Here is an 18,159-nt window from a genome sequence, read left to right on the forward strand (position 1 = left end):
ATTCACTTATGTATTATGCAAACGCCGGGGCAGGATTTTTTGTGTAAAGCGATACTCCGCGCCGGGGCGCGGAGTCGATAGGTGAGAAATTACAGCGGTTTATTGCAAGCGGGCGTCGCCAGCGCGGGTTGACCGGCCGGCGCCCCTTCCTGCGCTTCCAGCGCCAGGCGCGCCAGCGGCATGTCCTCGTGGTAGCGCGCCTCGGCGTCCAGGCTCTTCGAGTAGCGGTTGTACTTCCACCAGGCGTAGCCGAGGAACACCACCAGCCCGCCGACGTTATAGAACACGATGGTCATGATGCTGGCGCCGGTCGGGAACGTCGAGGCGAAGAAGCCGACGGTGAAGATGGCAATCAGCACGCTGACGATGGCGATGCCCTGCAGGCGCGAGCCCATTTTGAAATCGCGCGCCACTCGGTCGTACTTCAGCCGCAGATTCAGGTAGGCCAGCATGATGAACAGCGGCGGCAGCATCGAGGCGGCGGCGGTCATGTTGATCAGCGTGTTCATCAAATCCTGCACGCTGCTGGAACCCAACGTCGGGATCAGCATCAGCGGGATGACGATGACGAACTGGATCCAGGCGGCGCGCGTCGGCACGCCGTGCCGGTTCAGGCGAATGGTTTTCTCGCCGAAAATGCCCTTCGGGATCTCGGTGAAGAAAATCTTCACCGGCGCCGCCGTCCACATCAGCAGCGAGCCGAACATGGCGGTGAAGGAGACAATGCCGACGAAGCGGTTCATCAGCACCGTCGGCAGGCCGAAGTGCGCCGACAGGCCTTCGAACACCTGCACCGTGCCGCCGGTAAAGTGCAGATCGGTGCGGTGCACGAACACGTTAATCAGCAGCGAAGACACCGAATACAGCACGCCGATGAACAACCCGGAAACGATGATCACCTTCACGAAGGCGCGGCTGCCGCCTTTCACATCGTTCACGTACACCGCCACGGATTCCGCCCCGCCCGCCGCCTGGAAGATCCAGGCGGTAATGCCGAGGAATGCCCAGTTGAAGTTCGGCGTCATCGCCTGCACGTTGATCGGATCGGCCGGCTCGATGCCGCCCAGCACCGCCGCACCCGCCAGGATGATGTAGGAAAACGTCAGCAACAGCATCAACGACGAGGTCACCGAGGTCATCGGCCCCAGCAGTTTCGCGCCGCTGTTGGAAATGTAGGTCGAGAAGGCGAACAGGAAGATACTGATGATCGCCGTGGTCAGCGGGGTAAACACGTAGTCATAGCCTAAAAACGCGTAAGAAGCGTAGGCGATGACGCGCGGCAACAACGCGGTGAAGAAAAACAGATTCACAAACCAATAGGTGTAGGCGGTGATAAACGCCCAGCGCCCGCCGAGCGCGCTTTTCACCCAGGCATAAACGCCGGCTTCGGAGTTGCGGTTGAGCGAGACGAACTCGGCGATGATCAGGCAAAAGGGAATGAAGTAAATGATCGTCGCCACCAGGAACACCGGCGACGAGGCGATCCCGAGCTGAATATTGTTGTTAATCACGTTGTTGAAGCTGAACACTGCCGCAAACGTCATCGACAGCAGGCCAAACTTGCCGATGGTGTTTCTGTTCGACGCAGCCATAGAGATTCTCCGAATATTGTAGGGGACTTCGGTTTGTTGTTATCGATGGGCGGGCGCGCTATTTATTGACGAAATAGCTGTCTTCCACCGTCACTTTTAAAATGACTTTTTTTACCTTGCCGCTTTCTTTGAAGCGGTGAGCCTGGTGGTTTTCGAAGATCACCACGTTGCCTTTGCCGACCCGGCGCACCTCGCCTTCGCCGCTGAAAAACTCGCGGTCGGTTTCGTCCTGATAGGGCGCCACCGACGCCAGCGCCCGCTTATCGGCGATTTCGACGGTCTCTTCCCCCTCGAGGTAATAGTGCACGTCAAAATAGCGGCGGTTGCCCTCCAGCCAGCCATGCTGCCGCCCGGTGCCGACGCTCAGCCGATACGTCAGCGAGTCGCCGATCGAATGGCACACGTTCGGGTTGATGCGATCGACATTGGCGATCGCCTCCATGCAGCGCAGCCACTTCTTGCCGCTGTGATAAATGCGCTGAAACTCCGCCAGGGATTCGAGAATGATCATGCGTTTTCCTCCGCAGACTGCGGGTGGTGATGGGCCGGCGCGAAGTCATAACCGGCGAGCGTAGCGCCCTGCGTTTGCCGACCGTCGAACGGCACCAGCGTGAAGCCGTAGCTGAACGGCGCCAGATAGACCCGGTGAGTATCCAGCACTTCGGAGCCCCAGGAGTTGGAGCCGAGGCCGAGGATCTGGTCGTCCAGGTTCAGCGTCAGGCAGTCGCTCGGTTCCAGCTCGTTGATGTGTTGGGCCTGATGCAGCATCTCGGCGCTGTAGGGCCACAGGCTGAAATTGATCGGCCGCCGCGGCTGGATAAAGATCCCCTTGCCCGCCGCGTCCTGCAGGCTCAGCCAGCGTACGTCCTGCCGATTGCCGTTGTCCTGCGGGAACGGATAGTGTTCGAACAGCGCGTCGGCGCGCTGCCGGTAGTGGCCGATAAGGTTGGCCCGGCAGCTGTCGCGGTAGTTCTCGCCCGGCCCGCGGCCGTAGTATTCCACCTGCTCGAAGCGGCGGCTGATGCCGAAATCGAGACCGATTTTCGGGATCACCTGCCGGAAATCGCCGTAAGGCTCACCGGACAGATCCAGGCTGACGTAGCCCTGCGGGGAGATGCGCCAGCGGTAGGTACAGCGCATGCCAAAGTCGAACACCGGCGGCGCGATCAGGCTGTGCACCTCGATCAGCAGATCGTCCCCCTGCCATTGCCGGCTGAGGCGGCGGAAATGCTGCTGCATGATGGGGAAGTGATGCGGCAGCCAAATGCCCTCATATTCCTGTTTATGGTTATCGATCACCGGTTTGAAGAAGGTGATGCGCGGCGCGCGCCCCACCACGTCTTCATCGTCTACCCGCCACGACAGCAGTTCGCCGCTCAGCAGCGAAAATGTCAGCTGGAATCGGCTGCCGCTGACGATCAGCTGGTGCTCCTCCTCGCGGCATTGCAGCGCCGGGGCATCGGCCGGCGACGGAGCCGGCAGCCGCGTCGCCGCCTGGCGCAGATGCTGGTAATGCCCCAGCCGCTGGCCGCTCTCGCTATAGCGGGTGGCGCAGTCCTTATGCACCGCCACGTCGATCAGCGTTTCCCCCTGCCCCAGCGCCAACACCGGCAGGTGCATGTCTTCGCTCTCGCCCGGCTGCAGGTGCGGCAGTTTGAATTCGTAACTCGCCACCTGGTGGCCGTCGGTCTTGACGCTGACCTTCAGCGTGATGTCCGCCAGCGAGCTGAACCAATAGCGGTTTTTCACCCGCAGCACGTCGCCCGCGCCTTCTTCCGCCGTCACCTCCACCGGGCACAGCACCTGCTGATATTCACGCAGGCCGGGGCCGGGGCGCTGGTCCGGGTAGATCAGGCCGTCCATGCAGAAGTTGTAGTTGTTCGGGTAGTCGCCGTAATCGCCGCCGTACTGGTAGCGCTCGCGCCCCTGCTCGTCGTGGCTCAGCAGGCCGTGATCGCACCACTCCCAGATGTAGTGCCCCTGCAAACTGGCGTGGCGGTTGAACACCGACTGGTATTCGAACAGCCCGCCGGGGCCGTTGCCCATCGCGTGGGCGTATTCGCACAGGATGCGCGGTTTGGGGTGCGGGTATTCGCCGAAGGCGTTCATCATCGCCACGCGGGAATACATGGTGCTGATCACATCGGTCACTTCGGCGTCGCGATCTTCTTCATAGTGGATCAGGCGCGTCGGATCCAGCGCCTTGCAGCGCCGGGCCATGGCGCGAATGTTGCAACCGTAGCCGGACTCGTTGCCCAGCGACCAGATGATGATCGACGGGTGGTTTTTCTGCGCCGCCACATGGCGTTCGATGCGTTCGACGTAGGCATGCTCCCAGCGCGGATCGTCGGTGATGCGGCTGAGATCGCCGACGTTGGCGAAGCCGTGGCTTTCCAGATCGGTCTCCGCCATCACGAACAGGCCATAGAGATCGCACAGCTCGTAAAAGCGCGGATCGTTGGGGTAATGGGCGGTGCGCACCGAGTTGATGTTGTGCTGTTTCATCAGCACGATGTCGCGCTCCACCCGAGCCATATCGACGGCGCGCCCTTTGCGGTGATCGTGATCGTGGCGGTTGACGCCGTGCAACTTGAGGTAGCGCCCGTTGACGTACATCAGCCCGTCGCGCACCGCGATCTCGCGGAACCCCACTCGCTGCGGCACCACGCCCAGCAGGTTGCCGGCGCCGTCATACAGGCTGAGCAGCAGCTGATACAGATAGGGACTTTCCGCATTCCACTGCTGTGGGCGGCTGACCGGCAGTTCGAAACGGCAGCTCAGCGCCCGCTCGACGTGCAGATCGTCGCGCCACTGCTCCGCCACGCAGCGATCGCCGTCGAACAGCTGTGCCTGCAGGCGGCAGCCCTCGGCGGCCAGCGTACCGAGATGGCGTAATTCGGCGTCGATCGCCAACTGCGCGTCGCAATAGCGCTCGTCGAAGGTGGTGACTAGCGTCAGGTCGTGAATGTGGGTGACGCTCTGGCCGATCAGGTAGACGTCGCGGAAGATGCCGGCCATCCACCACATGTCCTGATCTTCGATGTAGGTGGAATCGGCCCACTGCATCACCCGCACCGACAGCAGGTTCTCGCCCTGCCGCACATAGGGGCTGATGTCGAACTCGGCGCACAGCCGGCTGCCCTTGCTGAAGCCGACATAGCCGCCGTTGACGTACACCTCGAAGTAGGTTTCCACGCCGTCGAATTTGATCAGCACTTGTTGATCTTGCCAGTCGGCGTCGAGCGTAAAGTGGCGCTGATAGGCGCCGGTGGGGTTGTTGGTCGGCACATAAGGCACGTCGATCGGGAACGGGAAGCCCTCGTCGGTGTACTGCAGGTGGCCGTGCCCTTCCAACTGCCACATGCCCGGCACCGCCATATCGCCCCAGTCGCCCATCGGCTCACGGTAAAACGCCGGCGGTACCTGTGCCGGGTGCTCGAAGAAGCGAAAGCGCCAGCGGCCACTCAGCAGCTGGAAACGCCGGCTGGCGTTGCGATCGAAGCTCAGCGCCTGCCCGGCGTCCGCATAGCTGAAGAAGCTCGCGCGCGGCGCCAACCGATGCTCCGACTGTTTTTCAATGTTTTCCCAATTATTCACGTCACGTCTCCCGACACCTGTGCAATGCGGAAACGATAGTAAATATTTAGTAAAAACTACAGCTGATATTTACCAAATGACGACAGGATCACAATAAATCTCAAATGCCTTTTTTAATCATGACGTTAATTTTGAGCGCCAACGCCCCCCGCCGAGGCGGGGGGCCGGTCAGGCGACGGTGGTGTCGCGCAGCTGCAGCGAGCTGGGAACGAAGATCGACAGCGGGACGGCACGCTCATCGCGCAGCCGCTCCGCCAACAGGTTGACGGCCTGTGCGCCCATGGTTTCCGAAGGGATGCGCACCGTGGACAAGGCGGGGAAAATAAAGCGGGCGGTGGGAATGTCGTTGACGCTGATCAGCGCGATCTGCCCCGGCACCTGGATGCCGTGTTCGTGCAGCGCGCGCAGCACGCCGATAGCGATCGAGTCGGTCGCCACCAGCAGCGCCGGCGGATAACCGGCCTTGCTCTGCAACATCGCTTTGGCGCACAGATAGCCCGATTGGCTGCTGAAATCGCCGTGGTAAATATCCTGCGGCCGCACCACATTTTGCTGCCGACCATACTCGACGAACGCCTGTTCGCGCTGGTCGATACCGGCCGGATCGTCGCGCCCGCCGATAAAGCCGATGCGTTGATAGCCGCGGCCGATGAAGTAGTCGATCACCTTGCGGCTGATCTTGTACAGGTCGACATTGACGCAGTCGAAGCGTTCGTCGTCCACCACGCCGTCGATGAACACTACCGGCGCCTCCTGCTGCCCGAGCTGCTCATACAACGCAGGCTGTGGCCGGCCGATCACCAGCAGGCCGTCGGCCGCCGGCAGCGCCTTGTCGCCGTTGAAATCGTAACCGGCGGTCAGCACCACACCCAGTTTTTCACACTGCGTTTCAATGCCGTAACGCATCGCCAGGTAATAGGGATCGTTGATCTCCACGCCCTGGGTATAGGTGAACAGCGCGGCGAAATGCAGGCGATGCCCGCTTTGCCGTTTAGAGGGCGCAATCTTGTATTCGAGGCGCTCCGCCGCTTCCAGGATCTTCTGGCGGGTTTGCGCCTTCACGCTCAGGGTGGGGTCGTCATTCAACACGCGCGAGACGGTAGCGACGGACACATTAGCGGCTTCAGCAATTTCCTTCAGAGTGGCCATAGAGTCCCAATGCACAGACGAAAAACGGTAGCTTAATCGGATAGCGACGCGGCGTACAGCGCCGCCGCGCCATCCCCTTCCCGGACCGGGCCAGAGCACGCTCATGCCCACCGTTGCCGGGCGTCTACAACGAAAGATACCCATTTCACTCGCTGTGATCAAGTTAACGATTTACTGATTTAAGCGTATTTTTTACTAAAAATTTTACTAATATACCTGCCGTTTACCGCCCCGTCAGGGCGGACTTTTTCTCTTCTCCCAGGGAGCCGGGAGCGACCTCGCGTCAGCCGCCGCTCGGCTGACGCTCCGAACCACCCAACACCAGGCACATGCCCGATGAAACTCATAACCCATAACGCCTTGTTGCCCTTGTTACTGACACTCAGCGCGCCGCTCTGTGCGGCCCAGGAGCCGGTCACCCCGGCGGAGCGCAACCAGCTCCCGCCACCGCCGTTGCCCGCCGCCTCCGCGACCGCCCTGCGGTTTTACGGCGAGCTCGGCATCGGCGGCAGCGTCTATTTGAACGGCGAACATCAGCATAAATACAGCGACGGCACCTACATCGAAGGTGGCCTTGAGATCAAACAGGGCCACTGGTTCGGCCTGATTTACGGCGAAGGCTGGACCGTTCAGGCGGACAGCCAGGGCCACGCCTGGACGCCGGGGCACAGCTGGGGCGGCTTCGAGGGCGGCCTGAACCGTTTTTACGGCGGTTACCGCACCGACGACGGCACTGAGATGATGCTCAGCGTGCGCAACGACTCGTCGCTCGACGATCTGCAATGGTGGGGCGACTTCACGCCGGAGTACGGCTACGTGATCCCCAACACCCGCGATCTCAGCTACGCCGCCAAGCTGCAAAACCTGACCGGGCGCTTTCGCTACAGCGTGACGGCGGCACCGGAAAGCCGCATCGGCGAGAGCAAGGCGCTGCTGCACTTCGGCAAATACGACCGCTATTCCGATAAGTACACCTACCGGGCGATGATCAACGGCTACACCCAGTACGATCTGCAGGACAATCTGACGCTGCTGAACGGTCTGGAAGTGACCGACGGCCTGGGGCAGCTGTTTCTGCTGGGGCTGCGCGGCAAGCACTTGGCCGGCCGCGTCTGGCACCACACCGGCAAAGGCGACAGCGGCGGCCACCCCGGCAGCGAGTCGGGCCTGATGCTCAGCGCGATGACGGAAACCGCCAAAGGGCTGTACCTCTCTACCGCTTACAGCTACGCCCGCCACCGGCGCGACAGCGCGGTGGATACCGCTACCTCATACGCCCAGTTCGGCGTCTGGTACGAATACGCCGGCGGCAAGCTGGCCACCGCGCTGGACAGCAAATTCTTTATGCGCAACGACAGCACCGGCGCCAGCAACTCGGTGTTTCTGATGCAATATTTCTATTGGTAACCGTTGAGGCTCCTACGATGAACATGATTTCCCTGACACCGCTGGCCACCGCCCTCACCCTCGCGCTGACGCTGGCGGGCTGCGCGCCGAAAGCGCCCGATGCCCCGCTGGCCGAACAGTATAAAAACGTCATCGACCGCCGCGGCGCGCCGCATTTTATGCTCGACTACGACTTCGACGATCATCAACGCTTCAATCCGTTCTTCGATCTCGGTGCCTGGCACGGCCACCTGTTGCCGAGCGGGCCGGAAGGCATGGGCGGCTTCCCCGGCCCGGCGCTGCTGACCGAAGAGTACATCAACTTTATGGCCAACAATTTCGATCGGCTCAGCATCTATCGCAACGGCAAACCGGTGCATTTCACCATGACGGCCTACAGCCTGCCCGGTGCCCTGGTGCAGAGGCTCAGTGCGCCGGGCGTGACCGTCAACCTAACGCTGCGCTTCGCCGGCGCGCGCACCTCGTTGCTGGAAACCCAGATCCTGACCGACACGCCGCTGGAGCTGGTGTGGGACGGTGAACTGCTGGAGCGCTACGCGGCCAAAGAGCAACAGCCGCAGCCGCCGGCGACCATCGATCAGGCGTTCCCGGACTACACGCGCCGCATGGTGCCGACGGCGGACGGCCTGCGCGTCACCTTCGGCAAGGTGCGAGCGCCGTCGCAGCTGATGACCTCCGGCCAGTCCGAGTATCAGATCCACAAGTCGCTGCCGCAGCGCACCACGGTCGACGGCCACCGCTTCCGCGCTACGGCGCACATCGCCGGCTCCACCACCCTGTATACCACCTACTCGCACCTGCTCACCGCCGAAGAGGTGCAGCGCGAACAGCGCACTATCGCCGACATCCTCGCTCACCCGCAGCGCTATATGGCCGCGTCGGCGCAGCGTTGGGAACGCTACCTCGCCGACGGGCTCCACAACCCGCACGCCACGGCGGAACAAACCCGCGTGGCGGTCAAAGCGATGGAAACGCTGAACGGCAACTGGCGTGGCGTCGCCGGGGCGATGAAGTTCGACTCGGTCACCCCGTCGGTCACCGGGCGCTGGTTCTCCGGCAACCAGACCTGGCCGTGGGATACCTGGAAACAGGCCTACGCCATGGCACACTTCAACCCGGACGTGGCCAAGGACAACATTCGCGCGGTGTTCGCCTTCCAGATCCGACCGGGCGACGCCCTGCGCCCGTGGGACGCCGGTTTTCTGCCCGATCTTATCGCCTACAACCCCAGCCCGGAGCGCGGCGGCGACGGCGGCAACTGGAACGAACGCAACACCAAGCCGAGCCTGGCGGCCTGGGCGGTGATGGAGGTGTATCGCGTCACCGGTGATAAAGGTTGGCTGGCGGAGATGTACCCGAAGCTGGTGACCTACCATGACTGGTGGCTGCGCAACCGCGATCACAACGGCAACGGCGTGCCGGAGTACGGCGCCACCCGTGACAAAGCGCACAATACCCCCGACGGGCGCATGCTGTTCACCGTCAAGCGTGGGCAACGCGAGCAAACGCTGGCCGGACTGGACAACTACGATCGCATCGTGCGCGAGGGGCATTACGACAGTATCGAAATCCCGGCGCAGACCGCCGCTTCCTGGGAGTCGGGCCGCGACGACGCGGCGGTGTTCGGTTTTATCGATCCGCAACAATTGGCGCGCTACGTGGCGCAAGGCGGCAAACGCGCAGACTGGCAGGTGAAATTCGCCGAAAACCGCGCGCCGGACGGCACGCTGCTCGGCTACTCGCTGCTGCAAGAATCGGTGGATCAGGCCAGCTATATGTACAGCGACAACCGCTACCTGGCGGAGATGGCCGATATTCTGGGCCACGGCACGGAAGCCGCCGCCTTCCGCGCCAAAGCCGATAAGCTGGCGGCCTACATCAACACCTGCATGTTCGATCGGCAGAGCGGTTTCTTCTATGACATCCGCATCGAAAGCCGGCCGTTGGCCAACGGCTGCGCCGGTAAACCGATCGTCGAACGCGGCAAAGGGCCGGAAGGTTGGTCGCCGCTGTTCAACGGCGCCGCCAGCCAGCCGCACGCCGATGCAGTGGTCAAGGTGATGAAGGATCCACGCGAGTTCAATACCTACGTACCGCTCGGCACCGCGGCGCTAACCAACCCGGCGTTCGGTGCAGATATCTATTGGCGCGGCCGCGTGTGGGTCGATCAACTGTACTTCGGCCTCAAGGGGATGGAACGCTACGGCTATCGCGACGACGCAGTGGCGATGGCGCAGGCCTTCTTCCGCCACGCCGACGGCCTGATCGCCGACGGGCCAATCCGCGAGAACTACAACCCGCTCACCGGCAAACAACAAGGCGCGCCCAACTTCTCCTGGAGCGCCGCGCACCTGTATATGCTGTATAACGATTTCTTCACCCAATAAGCCCCAGCGGCCACCGCCGTCACTGCCCGGCGGTGGCCCGCGTTTATGAACGGATCGGGATCACCAGCACGTCGATACTCAGTTGGTTGATGGCGTTGCGGGTGGACGAAAACAGCTTGCTCCACAGATCGTGATGGTGCCCGAGTACCAGCAGATCGATGTCCTTATCCACGATTGCCGTGCGCAGCTCGTCAACGAAGCCACCGCGCCCGACTATCACGTCCGCGATCGGGTAATTGACGTTTTGCGTGGTGGGCTCCAGCTCTTTGCGGATCTTTTCTTCGAACGACATGCCGTCATAGCTGCGCTCCGAAAAGCCGATCGCCGCATGGTAGGTGTCATAGTGGACGTCCACATAGATCAGCGAGAGTTTGGCCTTCAGCGCTTCCGCCAGCAGCGCCCCCCTTTCGACCAGCCGTTTGCCGTCATCGCTCAGATCGGTGGCGATGACAATATGGTTGTAACACATAGCGCCTCCTGTCATGGACTCGGTTGAGCCGAGGCTCCGATATCACGCCGGGGTCATATCGTTATGGTTAATTTTAGTTCAGAAACGCCGCGCGCGGCGGGCGTAGAAGCGGGGGAAAAGCCCCGTCGCCGGGGCTGAAGGCAAAAATTACTTCTCGCGCTGCGCCTCGAACCAGACGTTGCACAGCGACAGGATCAGCGTGTTGGCGTCTTTCACCAGCACGTTATCGCCGGGCACCCCATCGGTGCCCTGATCGGTGATGCCTTTGATGGGGGTATCCGCGTGCTGGATGGCCACGCGCTCTACCGACGGCGTGCTGATGCCCAGCATCGGAAAATCGATATAGGAGGAGCTGCCGGAGTTATCCTCGACGAACTCCTGCGCTTCTACGGTGCTGAGGGTGGCGCCTTCGCTTTTCAGCGCCGTGCCGTTCCAGCTGAACGCATCCGCTTTGTAGCTAATCTTGCCGCCGATCAGGCTCTGCGCCTGCTGCTGATCCCAGCAACCGGTGGTCTGAGTCGGCAAGATTTTGCTGACGCGCCAGTTGCCCAACAGGTGTTTAGGGATCGGTCCGGTATCGCTCTCCGCCGCCCGAACCTGAGTCGCCGAGACGCAGGCCAACACCACCAGCGGCAGCAGCGCCTTGCTCCAAGTGTTCAATCGCATTGTCTTTTCCTTCGTTTCAGTACCCAGTCTGCCCTCGCGGGCCAACGGCTATCATAATAAGCCCGCCGATTCGCCGTCAAAACAATCCGCACCGCGCCGGGCGGCGGCCGCTCATAGCCAATCGCTATTAGTCATAGTGAATCAGTATTTTGTTTTAGCCCAGCGATTACCTACAGTCACTGCCACTATTCTGCCCGCCAAAATTAGCAGGCAATGTTGACAAGGACCCTGGGAAAATGACATTTACGCTAAAAAGCCTCACCCTGGCGCTGGCCGCCGCCGGCACGCTGCTGCTGACCGCCTGCGGCCCGACCGCTCAGAACGATCACCACATCAAGGTCGGCATCAGCGCCGGCATCGATCAGTCGCTGTGGGCGGTGGTGCAAAAGGTCGCCAAACAGAAATACGATCTGGACGTGGAAGTGGTGACCTTCAACGACTACGTGCTGCCGAACGAAGCGCTGAACAACGGCGATCTGGACGTCAATGCCTTCCAGCACAAGCCGTATCTGGACAAACAGATGCAGGAACGCGGCTACAAGCTGGCGGCGGTAGGCAACACCTTCGTCTACCCGATCGCCGGCTACTCGAAGAAGATAGCCTCACTCAGCCAACTGCCGGACGGCGCGCAGGTGGCGGTGCCGAACGATCCGACCAACCTGGGTCGTTCGCTGCTGCTGTTGCAAAAACAGGGGCTGATTACCCTGAAAGACGGCGTCGGCCTGCTGCCGACCACGCTGGACATCGTCGGCAACCCGAAAAAACTGAAGATCGTCGAGATTGAAGCACCGCAGCTGCCGCACGCGCTGGACGACCAAAAGGTGACGCTGGCGATCATCAACACCAACTATTCCAGCCAGATCGGCCTGTCGCCGGCCAAAGACGGGCTGTTTGTCGAAGACAAGAACTCCCCGTACGTCAACATCTTCGCCAGCCGCATCGACAACAAAGACAGCGAGAAAGTGAAGGATCTGGTCAAGGCCTATCAGACCGACGAAGTGGCGGCCAGCGCCGCCGACATCTACAAGGGCGATGCCGTCAAAGGCTGGTAACACCCCCGTCTACCCGTGGCGCCAGGCCACGGGCCACCACGCTCTCAGCCGCGTTGGATGGAAACACCGCCGTCCACCAGCATCGCGGTGCCGGTGACGAACGAGGAAGCGTCAGAGGCCAAATACAGCGCCGCCTGCGCGATCTCTTCCGGCATCGCCAGCCGCTTCAGCGCGTGCAGATCGGCCACCTGCGCCAACGCTTCCGGGGTATTGCTCATCTGCCGGCCCATCGCCGTATCGGTGCCGCCCGGCAGCAGCGCGTTCACCCGGATGCCGCGCCCGCCGAACTCTACCGCCAGCGCCTGCGTCAGGCCGATCAGCCCCGATTTGCCGGCCGCATAGGCCGCCGTGCCGGGAAACGCCGCGGTGTGGCCGACGAAGGTGGAGGTGAAGATCACCGAACCCGCGCCGCGCGCCAACATGGCAGGGATTTGATATTTGGCGCCGTAGTAGGCGCTGGACAGGTTAGTCTCCAGCACCTCGCGCCACTCTTGCGCACTCAACGCCAGCGACGGCCCCAGCGGCCCCAGCGTACCGGCGTTGTTGAAGGCGATATCCAACCCGCCGAACTCGCCGACCGCCGTCGCCGTCAGCCGTTCAGCGAAGGCTTCGTCGCGCACGTCGCCCGCCACCGCGAGCGCCCGGCCGCCCTCGCGCCGAATGTCCTCCACCAGCTCAGCCAACAGCCGCTCACGCCGAGCGCCCAACACCAGCGCGGCACCCTGCCGGGCGAACAGCAACGCCGCCGCTCTGCCGATCCCCGAACTGGCGCCGCCGATCACCGCCACTTTGCCGTTCAATGCGTTCATCGCTCATCCTCACACGGTTTAAAGAAACCCAGTGTGACGCAAGACCCGGTACGGCGCTGGCCATAAGCGGACATGTAACTGACGCCAATAAGAAAGGCGCTGCAAGCAGCGCCTCGGCAAAGCGAATGCGGTGACGCCCTCACGGCCTGGCCGCGTATTTGGCGCTATTAGCCGGCGTCACCAGCTCGAACGGGATCCAGTAATACGGCTCGGGCTTTTCACCGTTTATCATGCGCTGCGCCACATCGACCGAGGCTTTGCCCTGGCCGACCGCGTCCTGGAACACCGTGACCTGCATCTTGCCGGAGGCCAGTGCCTTGAGGCCGTCCGGCGTGGCGTCGATACCGCCGATCAGCACGTTCTTGTCCGCTTTGCCGGCCTGCTGCAGCGCCATGATCGCGCCGATCGCCATCTCGTCGTTGTTGGCGGCAACAATGTCGATCGCTTCACCGTTGGTCAGCCAGTTCATCATCAGATCCATGCCTTCACTGCGTGAATAGTTGGCGCTCTGTTTCTGCACCACCTTCATCTTCGGGTATTTGGCCACCACCTGCTCCACGTCTTTGGTGCGTTGCAGCGCGCCGGCGTCAGTCAGGTTACCGATCATCACCGCCACGTTGCCCTGATAGTTGGCCAACCGCGCCAACTCTTCCATCTGCAACGTACCGGATTCCCGCTCGTCGGAGCCGACGAACACCACGCCATGCGGCAATTTGGCGTCGCCCGGCGTGCGGTTCACGTATACCAGCGGCACACCGGCGGCCTGCACCATTTTGGTCATCACCGGCGTGCTGGCCGAGTTGACCGGATCGACGATAATCGCGTCCACCCCGGCGCTGATAAAGCTCTGCACCTGATCGGTCTGGCGGCCGACGTCGCCACGTGCGTCCTCGAACTGCACGGTGATGCCGCGCGCCTTGGCTTCCTTGTCGATCGCCTGGCGGATGATGGTGAGGAAGTTCTGGTCGAAATAGGCCATCGACACGCCGATGGTTTGCGCCCATGCCGGGGTAGACGCGCACAGCGCCACCGCCAGCCACAGCCCTTTCAGGTAGTTCATGATGAGTCCCCCGGATAAAAAAACGCCGCCGGCCAACCTGGCGCCGGCGGCAATTCACGGCAATCAGTGTTTTTTGCGGTTGCGCCGCATGTCGATCGACACGGCGGCGACGATAATCACGCCTTTGATGATGTCCTGAATGTAAGAATCGACGCCGATAAAGGTGAAGCCGCTTTTGATCAGGCCGAGGATTACCGCGCCGATCAGCGTGCCGGTGATACGCCCGACGCCGCCCATCAGGCTGCTGCCGCCGATCACTGCCGCGGCGATGGCATCCAGTTCATAGGACATCCCCATGCTCGACTGGCCACTGCTTACGCGCGCCGCCAGTACCACGCCCGCCAACCCTGCCAGGCCGCCGGCGATGGTGTAAACCGTTACCAGATACTTGTTGACGTTGATGCCGGAGACCCGCGCCGAGGTCATGTTGCCGCCGATGGCGTAGATGTACTTGCCGTAGCGGGTGTGCTTGAGTGCGATATGGAAGATCACCGCGATTACCAGGAAGATAATCACCGGCATCGCGCCCTGGCCGATCGCCGTGAAACCGTCCGACAGGAAGCTGACCGGGTTGCCCTTGGTGTAGTACTGCGCCAGACCGCGTGCCGACACCATCATCCCCAGCGTGGCAATGAACGGTGGAATGCCGGTGCGGGTGATCAGGAAGCCGTTGATAAAGCCGCAGACGATGCCCACCCCAATCCCCGCGCCGATCGGGATCGCCGCAGGCAGATCGAGCAGCCCTGGATACATCGGCGAGATGCTGTCCGAGGTCTGCGCCAGGCTGGCCGCCACCACCGCGGTCAGCGCAATCAGCGAGCCGGATGAGAGATCGATGCCGGTGGTGATGATCACCTGGGTGACGCCCACTGCGATGATGCCGATAATCGCTACCTGCAGCACGATCAGCAGCAGGCGGTTCGGGTTCAGCAGGAACGACTGATCGCGCATGTACCAGCCGAGAATTTCGAAGATCAGCGCGATGCCGATCATCACGATGAAGATGCCGGTATCCTTCGGCATTTTGCCGCTCAGCCCGGAAAACAGCGTTCCCTTGCCCGTTGAATCGGCGGAGAGCGGCTTCTCAATCTTTACGTTACTCATGATGTTCACCCTTCGTTATTCCGAGGCCAGCGCCAGGATCTTTTCCTGGTCCGCGTCGTCTTTGTCCAAAATGCCGGTGATGCGGCCGCCGTGCATCACCATCACCCGGTCGCTCATGCCGAGGATCTCCGGCAGCTCGGAGGACACCAGAATGATGGCGACGCCGCGGTTGGCCAGCTCGCTGATCAGGCGGTAGATTTCCGCTTTTGCCCCCACGTCGATGCCGCGCGTCGGCTCGTCGAGGATCAGAATTTTCGGCTGCGCCAGCAGCCAGCGCGCGATCAGCACTTTCTGCTGGTTGCCGCCGCTGAGGTTGTTGATGATCTGATCCATGGTCGGCGTCTTGATGTTGAGCTTCTTGATCTGTTCCATGCAGTCTTTGGCCATCTGCACATGGCTGACGAAACCGTTCTTGCCGATGTATTCCGACAGGTTGACGATGCTCATGTTCTCGACCACCGACAGCACCAGAAACAGGCCGGATTTTTTGCGGTCTTCGGTGAGGAACGCCAGCCCGCTCTCGATCGCCTTGGCCGGGGAATCCACCTTTACCGCGTTGCCTTCGATAAAGATCTCGCCGCCGTCCGCCGGATGCATGCCGAACAGGCTTTCCATTACTTCGCTGCGCCCGGCCCCCACCAACCCGGCGACGCCGAGGATCTCGCCGCGCTTGACGCTGAAGGACACGTCATGGAACCAACCGCTGCGGCGCAGCCCCGCCACCCGCAGCACTTCCTCGCCGATATTGTTGTTGAATTTGGGGAACATCTGCGTCAGTTCGCGCCCCACCATCATGGTGATCAGCGACTGCTTGGTCAGGTTTTCGGTCTTGTCGCAGGCGATGAAGGTGCCGTCGCGGAAGATGCTCACTTCATCGGTGATGGCGAAGATCTCGTCCATCTTGTGGCTGATATAGATGATGCCTTTGCCCTGCTGGCGCAGTTCGCGAATGATGGCGAACAGGTGCACCACTTCGCCTTCGGTCAACGCCGAGGTCGGCTCGTCCATGATCAGCACATCGGCGTTGTAGGACACCGCCTTGGCGATCTCCACCATCTGCTGATTGGCGATGCTCAGCTCACCCACCAGCGTTTCCGGTTGCAGTTTGATGTTCAGTCGCGCCAGCAGCTCGCGGGTTTGCTCATTCAATTGCTCGTGGTTGACGAATCCCAGCCGCGCCGGCTCACGCCCCAGCCAGATGTTTTCCGCCACCGTCATGTAGGGCACCAGGTTCAGCTCCTGGTGGATCATGGAAATGCCCGAATGCAACGCCTGCAGCGTATCGCTGAAGGACACCGGCCGACCTTTGATTTTGATCGAACCTTCATCCGGGTGATAAATGCCGATCAGGCATTTCATCAGCGTCGATTTACCCGCGCCGTTTTCCCCCATCAGCGCGTGCACGCTGCCGGGTTTGATTTTAATCGAGACCTTATCCAGCGCTTTGACGCCGGGGAACTGCTTGCTGATGCCTTCGGCCTCAAGAACATAAGGGTACATACCGCTTACCTCCGCACTGACCCACGTTTTCTGCCGCGGGCGCCACACCGGCGCCCGCGGCAGGCTTCAAGGCTTATTTCTTGTTTTTATCGGCGAATTGCTGGTAATTGGCCTGGGTGATCAGCTGATAAGGGATCAGCACGTTGCTCTCCACTTTCTCGCCCTTCACCAATTGGATAGCGGTCTGTACCGCGCCTTCCCCCTGGCCTTTGGCGTCCTGGAATACGCTCAGCGCCAGATCGCCTTTTCTGATGAACTCCAGCGCGTCCGGCGTACCGTCAACGCCGGCCACCAGCACGCCGGGCTTTTTAGCCTGCTTGAGCGCCAGGATCGCGCCGATAGCCATTTCGTCGTTGTTGGAGGCGATGGCGTCGATCTGCTGGCCGGTCAGCACCCAGTCGGTGGTGATATCGACCGCATCTTTACGCGCCCATTTGGCGGTTTGCTTGTCGAGGATCTTGATGCCGGGGTACTTGGCCGCCACCTCTTCTACGCCGCGGGTACGGTCGCGGGTCGCTTCATTCGACAATTCCCCCATCAGGATCATCACGTTGCCCTTGCCGTTCATCAGCCTGGCCAACTCCTCCATCTGCAATTTGCCTGCCAGCTTGGAGTCGGAGCCGACGTAGGCCATGCCGGCCGGCAGCGCCACTTCCGGCTTGCGGTTGACGAACACCAGCGGGATCTTGGCGTTCTCGGCCAGCTTGATCATCGGCTTGACGCCCTGGGTATCCACCGGGTTGAGGATGATGGCGTCGACGCCCTGGCTGACGAAGTTTTCGATTTGTTGAATTTGCTGTGCAATGTCGCCCTTGGCGTCTTCGAATTGGCCGCTGACGTTGCCGTCGGCTTTCATTTTGCTCTGCATCGCCTGGCGCAGAATGGTGAGGAAGTTGTCATCGAAATAAGCCATGGAAACGCCGATCTTGATGTCTTTCGCCAGCACGCTGGCCGGCAGCATGCACATCAGTACCGAGGCGGCGATCAGTTTCTTCAGCTTCATGTTCGTTACCCTTTAATCGTTAGAATGAAGAGGTCTGTTGGTTGACAGCTAATGAAAAATATTTTTTACATTCAAACAACAATACGGTCGGTATTATCCCTTTGATACGGCGAATTTACCGTTTTATCGCCGCAGTAAGGCCGTGAACAAAACTTTGATCGATATCTCAAAACAGATTAAAAACAACTAATTGAAATAAACCCCTGGTGCGGCGGACATCGTCCTTATCGCTTTATTAAATGTTTATTTCATAATTGAGATTATTGAAACTTTTTAACCCAAACAAGCGAAACATGCATTTTGGAATTGCTTATTAACAAAAACATGACACGGATCTAACAAATGCAGTGAAAGCCGCCGGTGA

14 protein-coding genes are annotated in these 18,159 nt (G+C 61.0%); 3 read left to right on the forward strand and 11 right to left on the reverse strand.

All coding sequences use genetic code 11. From position 1 onward, the window contains the following. Positions 1 to 89 precede the first annotated feature (89 nt). The 4 genes from BHU62_RS19760 to ebgR all read right to left on the reverse strand — a co-directional run bounded on the left by BHU62_RS19760 (position 90) and on the right by ebgR (position 6,338). The gene (locus tag BHU62_RS19760) at positions 90 to 1,592 is read right to left on the reverse strand and encodes an amino acid permease (RefSeq protein ID WP_073533815.1); all 1,503 of its coding nucleotides are present in this window, start codon (positions 1,590 to 1,592) and stop codon (positions 90 to 92) included. 58 nt (positions 1,593 to 1,650) lie between these two features. Next, positions 1,651 to 2,103 carry a beta-galactosidase subunit beta gene (locus tag BHU62_RS19765; protein ID WP_073533818.1) on the reverse strand — a complete coding sequence of 151 codons (453 nt, stop codon included), beginning with the start codon at positions 2,101 to 2,103 and terminating at the stop codon, positions 1,651 to 1,653. Beyond that, entirely contained in the window at positions 2,100 to 5,189 is a 3,090-nt protein-coding gene (gene ebgA / locus BHU62_RS19770; RefSeq protein WP_073533821.1) for a beta-galactosidase subunit alpha, read from the reverse strand. Before ebgA ends, BHU62_RS19765 begins: the two co-directional genes overlap by 4 nt. A 168-nt stretch (positions 5,190 to 5,357) precedes the next feature. After that, positions 5,358 to 6,338, reverse strand: coding sequence for a transcriptional regulator EbgR (gene ebgR, locus BHU62_RS19775; RefSeq protein ID WP_073533822.1), 981 nt, complete (start codon positions 6,336 to 6,338; stop codon positions 5,358 to 5,360). Positions 6,339 to 6,674: 336 nt separating this feature from the next. Between ebgR and ygjJ the strand changes: the two genes are divergently transcribed. Both ygjJ and ygjK read left to right on the forward strand, forming a co-directional pair. Continuing rightward, positions 6,675 to 7,745, forward strand: a complete 1,071-nt coding sequence (gene ygjJ, locus BHU62_RS19780; protein ID WP_073533823.1) for a protein YgjJ — start codon at positions 6,675 to 6,677, stop codon at positions 7,743 to 7,745. Between the two features lie 17 nt (positions 7,746 to 7,762). Beyond that, entirely contained in the window at positions 7,763 to 10,132 is a 2,370-nt protein-coding gene (gene ygjK / locus BHU62_RS19785; RefSeq protein ID WP_073533825.1) for an alpha-glucosidase, read from the forward strand. A gap of 43 nt (positions 10,133 to 10,175) precedes the next feature. On the opposite strand, the gene BHU62_RS19790 is transcribed toward ygjK, so the two are convergent. Together BHU62_RS19790 and BHU62_RS19795 are read right to left on the reverse strand one after the other, a co-directional pair. Then, positions 10,176 to 10,601: a universal stress protein gene (locus tag BHU62_RS19790; protein ID WP_073533827.1), complete on the reverse strand. Its 426-nt coding sequence runs from the start codon at positions 10,599 to 10,601 to the stop codon at positions 10,176 to 10,178. A 147-nt stretch (positions 10,602 to 10,748) separates the two neighbouring features. Continuing rightward, the gene (locus BHU62_RS19795) at positions 10,749 to 11,267 is read right to left on the reverse strand and encodes a hypothetical protein (protein ID WP_073533829.1); all 519 of its coding nucleotides are present in this window, start codon (positions 11,265 to 11,267) and stop codon (positions 10,749 to 10,751) included. A 236-nt stretch (positions 11,268 to 11,503) separates the two neighbouring features. Here BHU62_RS19795 and metQ point away from each other — a divergent pair, with 236 nt between their 5' ends. Further along, positions 11,504 to 12,319 (forward strand): methionine ABC transporter substrate-binding lipoprotein MetQ, encoded by an 816-nt coding sequence (gene metQ / locus BHU62_RS19800; RefSeq protein WP_073533831.1) that lies wholly within the window; start codon positions 11,504 to 11,506, stop codon positions 12,317 to 12,319. Between the two features lie 44 nt (positions 12,320 to 12,363). Here metQ and BHU62_RS19805 read toward each other — a convergent pair whose 3' ends face one another. From BHU62_RS19805 to BHU62_RS19825, 5 genes are all read right to left on the reverse strand, one after another. Beyond that, positions 12,364 to 13,128 (reverse strand): SDR family oxidoreductase, encoded by a 765-nt coding sequence (locus BHU62_RS19805; protein ID WP_073533833.1) that lies wholly within the window; start codon positions 13,126 to 13,128, stop codon positions 12,364 to 12,366. A 139-nt stretch (positions 13,129 to 13,267) separates the two neighbouring features. Continuing rightward, complete coding sequence (locus tag BHU62_RS19810; RefSeq protein ID WP_073533835.1) at positions 13,268 to 14,188, reverse strand: sugar ABC transporter substrate-binding protein; 921 nt, start codon at positions 14,186 to 14,188, stop codon at positions 13,268 to 13,270. Between the two features lie 63 nt (positions 14,189 to 14,251). Then, complete coding sequence (locus BHU62_RS19815; protein ID WP_073533894.1) at positions 14,252 to 15,292, reverse strand: ABC transporter permease; 1,041 nt, start codon at positions 15,290 to 15,292, stop codon at positions 14,252 to 14,254. A 15-nt stretch (positions 15,293 to 15,307) separates the two neighbouring features. Next, positions 15,308 to 16,792 carry a sugar ABC transporter ATP-binding protein gene (locus BHU62_RS19820; RefSeq protein ID WP_073533837.1) on the reverse strand — a complete coding sequence of 495 codons (1,485 nt, stop codon included), beginning with the start codon at positions 16,790 to 16,792 and terminating at the stop codon, positions 15,308 to 15,310. A 73-nt stretch (positions 16,793 to 16,865) separates the two neighbouring features. After that, complete coding sequence (locus tag BHU62_RS19825) at positions 16,866 to 17,795, reverse strand: sugar ABC transporter substrate-binding protein (RefSeq protein WP_073533838.1); 930 nt, start codon at positions 17,793 to 17,795, stop codon at positions 16,866 to 16,868. Between the last annotated feature and the right edge of the window lie 364 nt (positions 17,796 to 18,159).

It is taken from the genome of Serratia marcescens (assembly GCF_001902635.1).
Classification (GTDB): domain Bacteria; phylum Pseudomonadota; class Gammaproteobacteria; order Enterobacterales; family Enterobacteriaceae; genus Serratia; species Serratia marcescens_F.

What these genes read in the sequence shown, in the direction of transcription:
- BHU62_RS19760 (WP_073533815.1), bottom strand. Translation starts at nt 1,592, where the DNA reads ATGGCTGCGTCGAACAGAAACACCATCGGCAAGTTTGGCCTGCTGTCG.
- BHU62_RS19765 (WP_073533818.1), bottom strand. Translation starts at nt 2,103, where the DNA reads ATGATCATTCTCGAATCCCTGGCGGAGTTTCAGCGCATTTATCACAGC.
- ebgR (WP_073533822.1), bottom strand. Translation starts at nt 6,338, where the DNA reads ATGGCCACTCTGAAGGAAATTGCTGAAGCCGCTAATGTGTCCGTCGCT.
- ygjJ (WP_073533823.1), top strand. Translation starts at nt 6,675, where the DNA reads ATGAAACTCATAACCCATAACGCCTTGTTGCCCTTGTTACTGACACTC.
- ygjK (WP_073533825.1), top strand. Translation starts at nt 7,763, where the DNA reads ATGAACATGATTTCCCTGACACCGCTGGCCACCGCCCTCACCCTCGCG.
- BHU62_RS19790 (WP_073533827.1), bottom strand. Translation starts at nt 10,601, where the DNA reads ATGTGTTACAACCATATTGTCATCGCCACCGATCTGAGCGATGACGGC.
- BHU62_RS19795 (WP_073533829.1), bottom strand. Translation starts at nt 11,267, where the DNA reads ATGCGATTGAACACTTGGAGCAAGGCGCTGCTGCCGCTGGTGGTGTTG.
- metQ (WP_073533831.1), top strand. Translation starts at nt 11,504, where the DNA reads ATGACATTTACGCTAAAAAGCCTCACCCTGGCGCTGGCCGCCGCCGGC.
- BHU62_RS19805 (WP_073533833.1), bottom strand. Translation starts at nt 13,128, where the DNA reads ATGAACGCATTGAACGGCAAAGTGGCGGTGATCGGCGGCGCCAGTTCG.
- BHU62_RS19810 (WP_073533835.1), bottom strand. Translation starts at nt 14,188, where the DNA reads ATGAACTACCTGAAAGGGCTGTGGCTGGCGGTGGCGCTGTGCGCGTCT.
- BHU62_RS19815 (WP_073533894.1), bottom strand. Translation starts at nt 15,292, where the DNA reads ATGAGTAACGTAAAGATTGAGAAGCCGCTCTCCGCCGATTCAACGGGC.
- BHU62_RS19820 (WP_073533837.1), bottom strand. Translation starts at nt 16,792, where the DNA reads ATGTACCCTTATGTTCTTGAGGCCGAAGGCATCAGCAAGCAGTTCCCC.
- BHU62_RS19825 (WP_073533838.1), bottom strand. Translation starts at nt 17,795, where the DNA reads ATGAAGCTGAAGAAACTGATCGCCGCCTCGGTACTGATGTGCATGCTG.